Origin of the sequence: Pseudomonas putida (assembly GCF_050990305.1) — a bacterium.
GTDB classification, from domain to species: Bacteria; Pseudomonadota; Gammaproteobacteria; order Pseudomonadales; family Pseudomonadaceae; genus Aquipseudomonas; species Aquipseudomonas putida_AH.
In genome coordinates this window covers 4052247-4065137 of sequence record NZ_CP158817.1, presented here as the reverse complement: position 1 = coordinate 4065137, position 12891 = coordinate 4052247, and the positions used below count along the sequence as shown (strand labels likewise).

Below are 12891 nucleotides of genomic sequence, written 5' to 3'. Positions count from 1 at the left end.
ATGAAGATTCGTTTCGACAGTCGCAAGGAACTCAACCCGACGCAGGAGCAGGGTTTAAGCGTGCTCTACGCTCCGAGCAAGCGCACGGCCTTTCGCGTGCGTTGGTACCTGATCCTGTTGCTGGTGGCGAGCCCGTTGATCTGGCTGGGCGGCAAACTGGCGTACGGCATGCTGATGATCGACGCGCCGGCGCAATTGCGCCTGCCGATTCTGGAGGTGCGTGCCCGGGATGCCGGGCGGGTCGAACAGTTGTTCGTTAAGGCCGGTGACCAGGTTCAGATCGATCAGCCCCTGGCCAATCTCGATAACCCCGAATGGCGTGCCCGGTTGGCGCAACTCGCCGCCGTCCCGGCCAATACCGCAGTGGCGAGTAATGCCAAACTCGGTGGTCGGGAGCGTCAGTTGCTCAGGACCCGGATTGGCCGCTCAGAGGACCGCGTCAAAGTGCTTGAAGAACTGGAGGCCCGTGGCTCCGTTTCTCGGGGCGAGGTGTTGACGGCCCAGTCCGAACTCGACAGTTTCAGGGCCGATTTGCTGGCGTTCGAACGCCGCGAGCAACAGGCCAATCAACCATTGAGCGACGAGCGCGAGAAGGTTCAGCGCAGCACCGAGCAAAAGTGGCTGCAAACACGTCTGGCCGCGCTGCCGGTCAAGGCCGCGCAGAGCGGGCGGGTGGCGGAAGTGCTGGTCAATCCCGGTGAAAACGTCGGTGCCGGCACCTTGCTGATGCGCATCGAGCAACTTGAAGAACCGTTGCTATGGATCTACCTGGAGCCGTTGAACATCAGCTACGCCGGGATTGGCCAGCCGTTGAGGGTACGCATGCCCGATGGCAAGTGGCTGACCGCCCATGTGGTGCAGGCCGTGGACAGCGCCGGGCGCACCCCGACGGTGTTGCGCGGGCCGTTCGCCGCCAGTGAAATGGGTTTGCAGGTCGCTGCCCGGTTTGATCAGCCGTTGCCGCCGCGGTGGCGCATCGATCAGCTGCCGTTGAATGTGCGCTTTCCGACCGATTGGCAACAAATGCTCACTGACAGCCGCCAGCTCATCCAGGAGTTGGGTGAATTCATTGCCGTGAACAAATCGGCGGCGAGCACGGATCGGGCTTCTCAGTAGTACGGATGGCGACGGGCGGTCGCGGTGACTTCGGTCGCCAGCAAATGCTCGACCAGCACGTCGTTGAGGAAACGGAACTGATCGTTGAGGCCTATCACTTCGTTGTTGAAGTGATGACCGGCTGCCGGAATCAGCAAGGCTTCGAATTTTTCGTCGAACATCAGGGTCAACACTTTACGAGACTCGAATTGCTGCGAGTAGTAGTTGTTGCCGAACACCGGGAAGCTCACGGCCAGGGTGACTTCGTTGATCATGACGTGCGCTCCTTGGACAGGACGAACCAGGCAAGACACTCAACCACAAGGCCGTCAGGGCCCGTTACAGGTTTCGTGTGGGGTTGGAATTGATCCTACGCTGACGGTTGGCGGGCGGAAGGCAATCGTGGCGATGATGAATATCGATGTAAGTGATGGTCGGCTTTTGTGGTGGTCTGCCAGGCCCCTTCGCGGGCAAGCCTCGCTCCTACGGGATGTGGGGTGTTTTCGTAGGAGCGAGGCTTGCCCGCGAAGGGGCCCGAAAGGCCACCCTCAAACCCGAATGGGCAACGACCGCCACCTATACTGAAATCAGGGCTTTAAAACGCCGGCCACTCGGCTTGGCGTCGACTTCAAGGAGCCGCGATCTTGAACCTGCGTTCGCTGATCGTCGCCGTGCTGGTGGTGTTGGCGGGATGCGTCACGCAGCCGCGCGCGCCGGTGGAAGTGCCGCAGGTCATGGTCTCGCCGAGCACCTGGCAGCAAGTGGACCGGGAGATTATCGAGGCGTCGCAATCGGCTACCGAACAGACCCGGATCTACGCCCGTGGCGCCATGGATTACTGGCGCACACGGGTCTATGAACTGACCGAACAGAACTTCATTCCCTGGTTCAGCAGCTACTGGACCCAGGAATGGCTGTCGATGAAAGTCAGTTGGTACACCTTGAGTTCCCAGGGCGAGCAGGATGCCTCGGAAAAACGCTTGGCTGCTTATCTGCTGGAGAAGTACCAGGAAAAAGTCCTGGCCCCGGTGGCGGTGGAGATCGATCCGGATGCGATTCTCAGCTTGGCGGCGGCTTTCTACGTGGACATCCTCAAGGAAGAGCTGCAACACATCTCCAAGCGCCACGGTGTGCCGATGACCCAGCTTAATGGCCGGATCCAGAAAATCCCGGCGATTGCCCTCGGCCCGCCCCCGGCGCGCAACGCCTCGCTGTACCAGATTGTGTACGCAGACCCGCTGAATAACCTGCCGGCCTATGCCGCCCTGGTCGACAAGATCCACAAGGCTGGCGGCGACAAGGGGGTTGGTTCGACCGACACCGCCATGGAGCCGGTGGCCAAGCGCGCCAGCCGCCGGATCGAAGCCGAAATGGCCCCCCGTGGCGCCGCCAGTGCCGTGGCAGCGGCGGCCGGCAAACTCGCGGGGGGGCTGATCACCGTCGGTGTCGCCGGAATCCGCGCGCTGATTCAGGCCAACGACCGGCCCGACAGCGAGGCGTTGATTCGCAGCAGTTTGGGCAACACCTTCGACAAGGCCTGGATGAAGCTGGTGCAGAACCCGACCACCGGCGTCATGGCCGGAACCCTGTACATGGCGGGGCAGATCGAAGGCACCCTGGCCGCCAGTGCGCAACCGCCGGTCGGCCTGCAAGCCGATCATGTCGAATGGCAGCCCAGCCAATCGACTAACCAGCAGATCACCCCATGATCGCCTTCACCCCTGAGCTCAAGGAGAACCCCCATGTCTTACGTCAATGCCTTTGTCGCGGCGGTCCCCACCGCCAATCGCGAAAAATTCAAGCAACACGCCGATATCGCCGCTGCGGTGTTCAAGGAAAATGGCGCCTTGAGTGTGGTCGAGTGCTGGGGCAATGACGTGCCCGATGGCAAGGTCACATCCTTCCCGATGGCAGTGAAACTCAAGGACGACGAAACCGTGGTGTTTGGCTGGCTCGTCTGGCCGGACAAGGCCACCAGTGATGCGGCGATGGAAAAAATGATGGCCGACCCGAGGATGCAGTCGGACGTCAATCCAATGCCGTTCGATGGCCAGCGGATGATCTTCGGCGGTTTTGACATCATCGTTAAGGCTTGAGCCACCCGCGCAGGGTCACTCCGGTGCCGGGGTGATCCGGCAGCTCTTGCGGTTGCGGATCTCGCTGTCCGTGGGTCGCTCCCTGACGAATTCGAAACGCGGTTCACCTTCGTTGTAATGAACCAGCCAACCCCATTCCAGTTCGGACTCATCCTGACCGGGTTTCGGTGGCATGGCCCACCATGGCTCTTTGCTGATGATTTCTCGCATGGCCCCCTCCAGTTCAAGCGTTTGGATGAACTATAACTTGGATGTCAGGAGGTGCCACCGATGAGCGACGAATCCCGCGAACCCTTTAAACGGCTGTTTTTTGCCCTGGACTGCGCGCCGGCACAGCGCAAGGCAATCGCCCAATGGCGCAGCGCCTTGCAACTGAGGTATGGGCGCCCGGTGCCGGCGGAGAATTTTCACCTGACGCTGAAGTTTCTCGGGGCGGTGGGTACGGCACAGTTGGCGGACATCTGCACGGCTGCGGCGTCGGTGCGCACCTCGGGTGAGCGTCTGACCGTCGTGTTGAATCGACTGGATGTCTGGCGCAGGGCAGGGGTGCTGGTCTTGTCGCCGGAACAGTCGCCGCCGACGTTGTTGCGGCTGGTGTACGACCTGGAGCAGGCAGTGTTGCCGTTTACCCAGGAAGATGCCCCCCGTGAGTTCCGCCCGCACCTGACCCTGGCCCGGGACTTTCGCGCGCCGGTTCCCGAGTCCGCCACGCCGCCGGAATTTTTCCTGCGTGCCGACCGCTTCGCTTTGTTCGAATCCCACAAGGGCCGCTACCGACCGTTGGCTTCGTGGCCACTGGGAGGCGCGTAGCCAAAACAAAAAAAGGCGCCCGAAGGCGCCAAACTCACCCAAACCGAGGAAGCCAGGTGAGGCCGTTCATCGGAGACGAGTGCAGCGGTGGTAAGGCGCTGCGTGAACGGAAATCAGTTGAGGGTGAATGTTATGGCCCCATCGCCAGCAAGCCGGCTCCTACAGGAGATATGTTGGGTCACGATCCATTGTAGGAGCCGGCTTGCTGGCGATGGCAATTTCAGATTCAGCGATTATTTACCCAGCTTCACCTTGGTCCAACCCCGGGTCATCACCCGCTGCACACCAATCGGCATATCCGGAATGGCATACAAGGTCGCCATGGTTTCCTGGGACGGGTACGAACCCGGATCGTTGCGAATCGCTTCATCCACCAGCGGTGTGGCCGCCGAGTTGGCGTTGCTGTAGCCGATGTTGTTGGTGATCTCGGCGATGATGTCCGGGCGCATCAGGAAGTTCATGAACAGGTAGGCGTTCTCGACGTTGGCGGCATCGCGCGGGATGGCGACCATGTCGTAGAAACTGCCAGCGCCTTCTTTCGGGATGCTGTAGTCGATCTTGACCTTGTCCCCGGCTTCCTGGGCGCGGGCCTTGGCTTGCAGCACGTCGCCGGAATAACCGACAGCTACGCAGATGTTGCCGTTGGCCAGGTCCGAGATGTATTTGGAGGAGTGGAAGTACGCCACCGACGGGCGAATCTTCATGAACAGCGCTTCGGCCTCGGCGATGTGCGCCTTGTCCTGATCATTCACCGGGTAGCCCAGGTAGTGCAGGGCGGCCGGGATCATCTCGGTTGGCGAGTCGAGGAAACTGATGCCGCAGGCTTTAAGCTTTTCCGCGTTTTCCGGCTTGAACAGCAAGTCCCAGGAGTTGGTCGGGGCGTTGGCGCCGAGCACTTCCTTGACCTTGTCCGGGTTGAAGCCGATACCGATCGAGCCCCACATGTACGGGAAGGCGTGACCGTTATCCGGGTCGCTGGCGGAGGCGTTTTTCAGCAGCACCGGGTTGAGATTTTTCCAATTCGGCAGCTTGGACTTGTCCAGCGCCTGGTAGACGCCAGCCTTGACCTGCTTGGCCAGGAAGCTGTTGGACGGCACAACGATGTCGTAGCCGGATTTGCCCGCCAGCAGGCGTGCTTCCAGGGTTTCATTACTGTCGAACACATCGTAGGTCACCTGGATCCCGGTCTCGTCTTCGAACTTCTTGACGGTGTCCGGGGCAATGTAGTCCGACCAGTTGTAGACGCGCAGTACCTTGTCATTGGCTTGGGCGCCAGCGGCGATTGCGCCCATTAAGGACAGTGTCAGCAGAGTCCTGCCAAACATTTTCATCGGTACAACTCCATTTCTTTTTATTCAATTACGCAAAGCAATTGCTGTGAACACACAACTCTTTTGTAGGAGCTGCCGCAGGCTGCGATCTTTTGACTTTAAAAAACAGGATCAAAAGATCGCAGCCTGCGGCAGCTCCTACACAGTTAAGCCAGCGGCGACCTTAGGCTGTCGCTCCGACCATTTGCTTCTTCGGTTGTTGCCAGGATTCGCTCGCCGTTTGGTCCATCGCTTCCTGGATCGCGCGTTTACGGCTGGCTTCGGCACGGCGGCTGAAGTACCAGACCATGAAGGTCACGATCGACACCGCCAGCAGAATCAGACTGGCCACGGCGTTGATCTCAGGCTTCACACCCAGGCGCACCGCAGAGAACACTTCCATCGGCAAGGTCGTGGAGCCAGGACCGGAAACGAAGCTCGCCAGTACCAGGTCATCCAGGGACAGGGCGAAGGACATCATGCCGCCGGCCGCCAGTGACGGCGCGATCATCGGAATGGTGATCAGGAAGAACACCTTGAACGGCTTGGCACCCAGGTCCATGGCCGCTTCTTCGATGGACAGGTCCAGCTCGCGAAGGCGCGCGGAGACTACCACTGCAACGTAGGCGGCACAAAACGTGGTGTGAGCGATCCAGATCGTCACGATGCCGCGTTCCATTGGCCAGCCGATCAATTGCGCCATGGCCACGAACAGCAGCAACAGCGACAGACCGGTAATCACCTCAGGCATTACCAGCGGCGCGGTGACCAGGCCACCGAACAGCGTGCGACCCTTGAAGCGCGTGACGCGGGTCAGCACGAACGCCGCCAGTGTCCCCAGTGCGACCGCCGCCACCGCCGTGTAGCAGGCGATTTCCAGCGAGCGCACCACCGAACCCATCAGTTGCGAGTTGTCGAGCAGGCCGGCGTACCACTTGAACGACCAGCCACCCCACACCGTCACCAGCTTGGAGGCGTTGAACGAGTAGATCACCAGGATCAGCATCGGCAGGTAGATAAACGACAGGCCGAGCACCAGCATCATTTTTGAAAACCCGAAACGTTTCATCCCCGTGCCTCCATCTCTTTGGCCTGGCTGCGGTTGAACAGCAGAATCGGCACAATCAGGATCAACAGCATCACCACCGCCAGGGCGGACGCCACCGGCCAGTCGCGGTTATTGAAGAACTCTTGCCACAGCACGCGACCGATCATCAGGGTCTCCGGGCCACCCAGCAGTTCTGGAATCACGAACTCGCCCACCACCGGAATGAACACCAGCATGCAACCGGCGATAATGCCGTTCTTGGCCAGCGGCACGGTGATTTTCCAGAAGCTGTTGAAGGTGCTCGAACCCAGGTCCGACGCCGCTTCCAGCAGGCTCTGATCGTGTTTGACCAGGTTGGCGTACAGCGGCAGGACCATGAACGGCAGATACGCATACACCACGCCGATATACACGGCGGTGTTGGTGTTGAGGATCTCGATCGGGTGATCGATCAGCCCGGTCCACATCAGGAACGCGTTGAGCAGACCGTTGTTGCTGATGATGCCCATCCACGCGTAAACGCGGATCAGGATCGCGGTCCAGGTCGGCATCATGATCAGCAGCATCAGGACGTTTTGCGCTTCCTTGCTCGTCTTGGTAATGGCGTAGGCCATCGGAAAACCGATCACCAGGCACATCAACGTGCTGAAAAACGCGACCTTCAACGAACCCAGGTACGCCGAGAGGTACAGCTCATCTTCGCCCAGCAGCGTGTAGTTGCCGATGTTGAGCAGCAGTTGGAATTTCTGCTCGGCGTAGGTGTAGATCTCCGAGTAGGGCGGAATGGCCAGGGCCGCTTCGGAAAAGCTGATCTTCATCACCAGGAAAAACGGCAGCATGAAGAACAGGCACAGCCACAGGAATGGAATGCCGATGACAATCTTTCGACCGCTGGGCACCAGGCGCAGGAATTGCTGATTGAAGGTTTTCATGCGCGCAGTACCACGCCGCTGTCGTCTTCCCACCACACGTAGACCTGATCGTCCCAGGTCGGACGCGCGCCCCGGCGTTCGGCGTTGGCCATGAACGACTGCACGACTTTGCCGCCAGGCAGTTCGACGTAGAACACCGAGTGACCACCCAGGTAGGCGATGTCATGCACCTTGCCGCTGGACCAGTTGTAGCGGGTGTCGGGCTTGGTGGTGCTGACCAGCAGTTTTTCCGGGCGGATCGCGTAGGTGATCGACTTGTCTTGCACCGAGGTGCTGACGCCGTGGCCGACGTAGATCTTCTGCTCAAGGTCCGGGCTGTGAATGATCGCGTGACCTTCCAGGTCTTCCACCACCGTGCCTTCGAAGGCGTTCACGTTGCCGATGAATTCGCAGACCATGCGGCTGACCGGTGCTTCATACACATCCACCGGGCTGCCGATCTGGGCGATCCAGCCCAGGTGCATGATGGCGATGCGTTGGGCCATGGTCATGGCCTCTTCCTGATCGTGAGTCACCATCACGCAGGTCACGCCGACGCGTTCGATGATTTCCACCAGTTCCAACTGCATTTGCGAGCGCAGCTTCTTGTCCAGTGCGCCCATCGGTTCATCGAGCAGCAGCAATTTCGGACGTTTGGCCAGGGAGCGGGCCAGGGCCACGCGCTGACGCTGGCCACCGGACAACTGATGCGGCTTGCGCTTGGCGTACTGGGTCATGTGCACCAGGCGCAGCATCTCCTGCACGCGGGCGTCGATTTCGGCGGCAGGCAAACGGTCCTGCTTGAGACCAAAGGCGATGTTCTGGGCCACGGTCATGTGTGGGAACAGGGCATAGGACTGGAACATCATGTTGATCGGCCGCTCGTAGGGCGGCATGTCGGTGATGTCCACGCCGTCGAGCAGAATCCGGCCTTCGGTTGGGCGTTCGAAGCCGGCGAGCATGCGCAGCAGCGTCGATTTACCGGAACCGGAGCCACCGAGCAGGGCGAAGATTTCGCCCTGATGGATTTCCAGGGACACATCGTCCACGGCGGTGGTTTCGTCGAATTTCTTGGTGACGCGATCGACTTTCACCAACACCTTTTTCGGTGCCTGGTGACCTTCAAGGGCCTTCCTGTAGATGCTGGAGGCGTTTGCCATGTGAAACTCCCAACAGGTTTCAGTCGCCGGGCCAACACGGCCTGGCTTAATAGTTGATTGCAAACCCGGGTGGTCAGAGTGCGGCCTCTGTAGGAGCTGCCGAAGGCTGCGATCTTTTGACTTGGCTATTCAAAATCAGATCAAAAGATCGCAGCCTTCGGCAGCTCCTACAGGGAGTCACTCCCTGCCAGCCGGGTTTATTCGGCGCCGCCGTCCTGGCTGCCTTTCGTACTTGTTGTTATTACAGGGTGTTGTTATCGCGAGGGACGGGCGCGCAAAGGCACGCCCGCCTGACCCGCGGGGGCAGAAAATTTTTATTCGTGTTTTACGTCAGCGCGCGTTTCGCAGCGCCGCCCGTTGCCGACACGCCTCGCCGAACGCCTGGAAAATGCTCAGGTAGGGCGGGTTGTCCAGCACCTGCCACTCCGGGTGCCATTGCACGCCGAGGGCGAAGGCCTTGCTGTTCTCCACCGACACCGCTTCGATCAAGCCATCGGGCGCGACCGCTTCGGCGCGAAGGCCGGGAGCGAGCCGGTCGATGCCCTGGCTGTGAATCGAATTGACCTGGAACACCGCAGGCAAATCCAGCGCCTGAAACACGCCGCCTGGCTGCACATTCACAGCATGGGCGGGCGCGTACTGCACGGCCAGATCCGGATGGTTGGCTTCGCGATGATCGAGGAAGCCGGGGAGTTCATGGACTTTCTGATGCAGGCTGCCGCCGAACGCCACGTTCATCTCCTGGAAGCCACGGCAGATGCCGAGCACCGGCACGCCAGCGGCGATGGCCGCGCGAATCAGGGGAAGGGTGGTGCGATCCCGCAAAGGATCGTGTTCGGTGCCGGGAGCGCTGTCGGGGCCTTGATAGTGGAAAGGTTCCACGTTCGAAGGCGAGCCGGTCAGCAACAGACCGTCGAGCTGCGGCAGCAGGTCTTCGATTTCGGTCAGTTCAGCCAGGGAAGGAATGACGACGGGCAGCCCCAGCGCCGCAACGCTGACAGCGCGCAAGTACTTGTCGCCGCTGACATGGTAGGGGTGCAGGCCAATCTGTTTGACGCACGCAGTAACGCCGATCAATGGCTTGAATGCCATTTTTATCACCTCGAAGTTTGACACTTGAACGAGCTTTTCCGGAGCTTAGCGTCGTTGATTTTAATTAACAACTCCCATGTCAATAATTCTAAACGCCGCACGTCGAATCTTCAGGGTTTTCGCGTGTTTGGTAACTATTTTGTACACGCGTGCTCCTTAATGGCCCAAAAAATAAACGCTGAACGGCTAAGTGTTAAGTATTGACTTAACATTGCCTTTCGGATTGACTGGCTGCGTGAAAGGGCGGTGAACATAATAATTAACAGTAAAAAATAGGTGCATCATGTCGGTCCCTCTGCGTGCCGTTCAACTCAACGAAGCAAACGCATTCCTTAAGAAACATCCTGAGGTTTTGTACGTCGACCTTCTGATTGCGGATATGAACGGTGTGGTGCGCGGCAAGCGCATCGAGCGCACCAGTCTTCATAAGGTTTACGAGAAAGGCATTAACCTACCGGCGTCTCTGTTTGCTCTGGACATCAATGGCTCTACGGTGGAAAGCACCGGCCTGGGTCTGGACATTGGCGACTCCGACCGAATTTGCTACCCGATCCCCGGCACCCTGAGCATCGAGCCGTGGCAGAAGCGCCCAACCGCACAGCTGCTGATGACCATGCACGAACTGGAAGGCGAGCCGTTTTTCGCTGACCCGCGTGAAGTGCTGGCCAACATCGTGCGCAAGTTCGACGACCTGGGCCTGACCATCTGCGCCGCGTTCGAACTGGAGTTCTACCTGATCGACCAGGACAACGTGAACGGTCGTCCGCAATCGCCGCGTTCGCCAGTGTCTGGCAAGCGTCCGATGTCGACCCAGGTGTACCTGATCGATGACTTGGACGAATACGTCGACTGCCTGCAAGACATCCTCGAAGGTGCGAAAGAGCAGGGCATCCCGGCTGACGCCATCGTCAAGGAAAGTGCCCCGGCGCAGTTCGAAGTGAACCTGCACCACGTGGCTGACCCTATCAAGGCGTGCGACTACGCCGTCCTGCTCAAGCGTCTGGTGAAGAACATCGCCTACGACCACGAGATGGACACCACCTTCATGGCCAAGCCGTACCCTGGCCAGGCGGGTAACGGTCTGCACGTGCACATTTCGATTCTCGACAAAGAAGGCAACAACATCTTTGCCAGCGAGGATCCCGAGCAGAACGCCGCGCTGCGTCACGCGATCGGCGGTGTGCTCGAGACCCTGCCGGAGCAGATGGCGTTCCTCTGCCCGAACGTCAACTCCTACCGTCGTTTCGGTGCACAGTTCTACGTGCCGAACTCGCCGAGCTGGGGCATCGACAACCGTACCGTGGCGGTCCGCGTGCCGACCGGTTCGCCAGACGCGGTGCGCATCGAGCACCGCGTGGCCGGTGCCGACGCCAACCCGTACCTGCTGATGGCCTCGGTCCTGGCCGGTGTGCACCACGGTCTGACCAATCAGATCGAGCCGGGCGCTCCGGTAGAAGGCAACAGCTACGAGCAAAACGAGCAAAGCCTGCCGAACAACCTGCGCGACGCCCTGCGCGTGCTGGATGACAGCGAGGTGATGGCCAAATACATCGACCCGATGTACATCGACGTGTTCGTGGCGTGCAAGGAAAGCGAACTGGCCGAGTTCGAAAACTCCATCTCGGACCTTGAGTACAACTGGTACTTGCATACCGTTTAACGGCCCGCCCGCCAAGGCGGGCGACCCCCTGTAGGAGCTGCCGAAGGCTGCGATCTTTTGATTGTGTTTTTTAAGGTCAAGATCAAAAGATCGCAGCCTTCGGCAGCTCCTACAGAGGTCGCATTTCAAGTTACAGATTGCGGGCATCGGTCCCGCGATCACCAATTTCTCTGTGTGAGTCACTTCCATGACCATGACCCGCAGCGACTGGGAACAACGCTTCCAGTCCCTCACTATCGAAAGCCGTGCCTTCATCGACGGTCAATATTGCGCAGCTGCCAGCGGTGCGACGTTTGAATGCGTCAGCCCCGTGGACGGTCGTTTCCTGGCGAACGTCGCCAGCACCGACGAAGCCGATGCCAATGCTGCCGTCGCCGTGGCACGCCGCACCTTTGAATCCGGCGTGTGGGCCAAGCTGGCCCCGGTCGAGCGCAAACGCATCCTGATTCGTTTCGCCGATCTGATCCTGGAGAACCGCGAAGAACTGGCGCTGCTGGAAACCCTGGACATGGGCAAGCCGATCAGCGACTCCTTGGGCATCGACATCCCGGCGACCGCCAACGCGATCCGCTGGACCGCCGAAGCCATCGACAAGATCTACGACGAAGTGGCCGCCACACCCCACGATCAATTGGGCCTGGTGACCCGCGAGCCGGCCGGCGTGGTCGCGGCCATCGTGCCGTGGAACTTCCCGCTGATCATGGCCAGCTGGAAATTCGCCCCGGCGCTGGCGGCGGGCAACTCGTTCATCCTCAAGCCTTCGGAAAAGTCGCCACTGACAGCGATTCGCATCGCGCAATTGGCGCTGGATGCCGGCATTCCGAAAGGCGTGTTCAACGTCCTGCCAGGCTACGGTCACACTGTCGGCAAGGCGCTGGCGTTGCATATGGACGTCGACGTGCTGGCCTTTACCGGTTCGACGGCGGTGGCCAAGCAACTGATGATCTACGCCGGGCAAAGCAACATGAAACGCGTCTGGCTCGAAGCGGGCGGCAAGAGCCCGCACGTGGTGTTCGCCGATGCGCCAGACCTGCGTGTGGCGGCCCAAGCGGCAGCCAGCGGTATCGCCTTCAACCAGGGTGAAGTCTGCACCGCCGGCTCGCGCCTGCTGGTGGAGCGCTCGATCCGCGACCAGTTCATCCCATTGCTGGTGCAAGCTCTGCAAGCTTGGAAGCCGGGGCACGCGCTCGATCCCGCGACCACGGTCGGTGCGGTCGTCGACCAGCGTCAACTGGATAACGTATTGCGCTACATCGACATCGGCAAGGAGCAGGGCGCTCAACTGATCGCTGGCGGCCGCCGTACCCTCGAAGACACCGGTGGCCAATACGTAGAACCGACGATTTTCGACGGCGTGACCAACGCCATGACCATCGCCCGCGAAGAAATCTTCGGCCCGGTGCTGTCGCTGATCACTTTCGACAGCGCTGAAGAAGCCTTGCAGATCGCCAATGACAGCATCTTCGGTCTGGCAGCCGGCGTGTGGACCAGCAACCTGAGCAAGGCCCACACCTTCGCCCGTGGCTTGCGCGCCGGCAGCGTCTGGGTCAACCAGTACGACGGCGGCGACATGACCGCACCGTTCGGTGGCTTCAAGCAGTCGGGTAATGGCCGCGATAAATCGCTGCACGCGTTCGACAAGTACACCGAGCTCAAAGCGACCTGGATCAAGCTCTAACAACAATAAAAGCGGCGGCCGCCGGTTGTAC

Annotated in this window: 13 protein-coding genes; 6 read left to right on the top strand and 7 right to left on the bottom strand. The window is 60.1% G+C overall.

The annotated features are described in order from the left end of the window. A complete protein-coding gene (locus ABTV22_RS18285) occupies positions 1-1116 on the top strand; it encodes an HlyD family secretion protein (protein ID WP_433735902.1) in 1116 nt (371 codons plus the stop codon). On the opposite strand, the gene ABTV22_RS18280 is transcribed toward ABTV22_RS18285, so the two are convergent. Continuing rightward, positions 1110-1370, bottom strand: a complete 261-nt coding sequence (locus tag ABTV22_RS18280; RefSeq protein WP_433735901.1) for a hypothetical protein — start codon at positions 1368-1370, stop codon at positions 1110-1112. The two genes, ABTV22_RS18285 and ABTV22_RS18280, sit on opposite strands and share 7 nt — an antisense overlap. A gap of 369 nt (positions 1371-1739) precedes the next feature. On the opposite strand from ABTV22_RS18280, the gene ABTV22_RS18275 reads away from it, so the two are divergent. Together ABTV22_RS18275 and ABTV22_RS18270 are read left to right on the top strand one after the other, a co-directional pair. Then, positions 1740-2804 (top strand): hypothetical protein, encoded by a 1065-nt coding sequence (locus ABTV22_RS18275; RefSeq protein ID WP_433735900.1) that lies wholly within the window; start codon positions 1740-1742, stop codon positions 2802-2804. 33 nt (positions 2805-2837) lie between these two features. Further along, positions 2838-3191 (top strand): DUF1428 domain-containing protein, encoded by a 354-nt coding sequence (locus ABTV22_RS18270; RefSeq protein WP_433735899.1) that lies wholly within the window; start codon positions 2838-2840, stop codon positions 3189-3191. Between the two features lie 15 nt (positions 3192-3206). On the opposite strand, the gene ABTV22_RS18265 is transcribed toward ABTV22_RS18270, so the two are convergent. Beyond that, complete coding sequence (locus ABTV22_RS18265; RefSeq protein ID WP_433735898.1) at positions 3207-3401, bottom strand: hypothetical protein; 195 nt, start codon at positions 3399-3401, stop codon at positions 3207-3209. Positions 3402-3461: 60 nt separating this feature from the next. Between ABTV22_RS18265 and thpR the strand changes: the two genes are divergently transcribed. Continuing rightward, positions 3462-4001 (top strand): RNA 2',3'-cyclic phosphodiesterase, encoded by a 540-nt coding sequence (thpR, locus tag ABTV22_RS18260; RefSeq protein WP_433735897.1) that lies wholly within the window; start codon positions 3462-3464, stop codon positions 3999-4001. Positions 4002-4234: 233 nt separating this feature from the next. Here the strand turns inward: thpR and ABTV22_RS18255 are convergent, their stop codons facing one another. The 5 genes from ABTV22_RS18255 to ABTV22_RS18235 all read right to left on the bottom strand — a co-directional run bounded on the left by ABTV22_RS18255 (position 4235) and on the right by ABTV22_RS18235 (position 9522). Next, entirely contained in the window at positions 4235-5332 is a 1098-nt protein-coding gene (locus ABTV22_RS18255; protein WP_433735896.1) for a polyamine ABC transporter substrate-binding protein, read from the bottom strand. Positions 5333-5495: 163 nt separating this feature from the next. Further along, complete coding sequence (locus tag ABTV22_RS18250) at positions 5496-6380, bottom strand: ABC transporter permease subunit (RefSeq protein WP_433735895.1); 885 nt, start codon at positions 6378-6380, stop codon at positions 5496-5498. Next, positions 6377-7258, bottom strand: coding sequence for an ABC transporter permease subunit (locus ABTV22_RS18245; protein WP_433741440.1), 882 nt, complete (start codon positions 7256-7258; stop codon positions 6377-6379). Before ABTV22_RS18245 ends, ABTV22_RS18250 begins: the two co-directional genes overlap by 4 nt. Positions 7259-7287: 29 nt before the next feature. After that, positions 7288-8430 carry a polyamine ABC transporter ATP-binding protein gene (gene potA / locus ABTV22_RS18240; RefSeq protein ID WP_433735894.1) on the bottom strand — a complete coding sequence of 381 codons (1143 nt, stop codon included), beginning with the start codon at positions 8428-8430 and terminating at the stop codon, positions 7288-7290. A 330-nt stretch (positions 8431-8760) separates the two neighbouring features. After that, the gene (locus tag ABTV22_RS18235) at positions 8761-9522 is read right to left on the bottom strand and encodes a gamma-glutamyl-gamma-aminobutyrate hydrolase family protein (protein ID WP_433735893.1); all 762 of its coding nucleotides are present in this window, start codon (positions 9520-9522) and stop codon (positions 8761-8763) included. A gap of 283 nt (positions 9523-9805) precedes the next feature. On the opposite strand from ABTV22_RS18235, the gene ABTV22_RS18230 reads away from it, so the two are divergent. Further along, the gene (locus ABTV22_RS18230; protein WP_433735892.1) at positions 9806-11182 is read left to right on the top strand and encodes a glutamine synthetase family protein; all 1377 of its coding nucleotides are present in this window, start codon (positions 9806-9808) and stop codon (positions 11180-11182) included. Between the two features lie 187 nt (positions 11183-11369). Next, positions 11370-12860: an aldehyde dehydrogenase gene (locus ABTV22_RS18225; RefSeq protein WP_433735891.1), complete on the top strand. Its 1491-nt coding sequence runs from the start codon at positions 11370-11372 to the stop codon at positions 12858-12860. Positions 12861-12891: the final 31 nt, after the last annotated feature.

Bases quoted from the DNA above. Each gene is read 5' to 3' on its own strand.
- ABTV22_RS18285 (WP_433735902.1), top strand. From the start codon at position 1: ATGAAGATTCGTTTCGACAGTCGCAAGGAACTCAACCCGACGCAGGAG.
- ABTV22_RS18280 (WP_433735901.1), bottom strand. From the start codon at position 1,370: ATGATCAACGAAGTCACCCTGGCCGTGAGCTTCCCGGTGTTCGGCAAC.
- ABTV22_RS18270 (WP_433735899.1), top strand. From the start codon at position 2,838: ATGTCTTACGTCAATGCCTTTGTCGCGGCGGTCCCCACCGCCAATCGC.
- ABTV22_RS18265 (WP_433735898.1), bottom strand. From the start codon at position 3,401: ATGCGAGAAATCATCAGCAAAGAGCCATGGTGGGCCATGCCACCGAAA.
- thpR (WP_433735897.1), top strand. From the start codon at position 3,462: ATGAGCGACGAATCCCGCGAACCCTTTAAACGGCTGTTTTTTGCCCTG.
- ABTV22_RS18255 (WP_433735896.1), bottom strand. From the start codon at position 5,332: ATGAAAATGTTTGGCAGGACTCTGCTGACACTGTCCTTAATGGGCGCA.
- ABTV22_RS18250 (WP_433735895.1), bottom strand. From the start codon at position 6,380: ATGAAACGTTTCGGGTTTTCAAAAATGATGCTGGTGCTCGGCCTGTCG.
- potA (WP_433735894.1), bottom strand. From the start codon at position 8,430: ATGGCAAACGCCTCCAGCATCTACAGGAAGGCCCTTGAAGGTCACCAG.
- ABTV22_RS18235 (WP_433735893.1), bottom strand. From the start codon at position 9,522: ATGGCATTCAAGCCATTGATCGGCGTTACTGCGTGCGTCAAACAGATT.
- ABTV22_RS18230 (WP_433735892.1), top strand. From the start codon at position 9,806: ATGTCGGTCCCTCTGCGTGCCGTTCAACTCAACGAAGCAAACGCATTC.
- ABTV22_RS18225 (WP_433735891.1), top strand. From the start codon at position 11,370: ATGACCATGACCCGCAGCGACTGGGAACAACGCTTCCAGTCCCTCACT.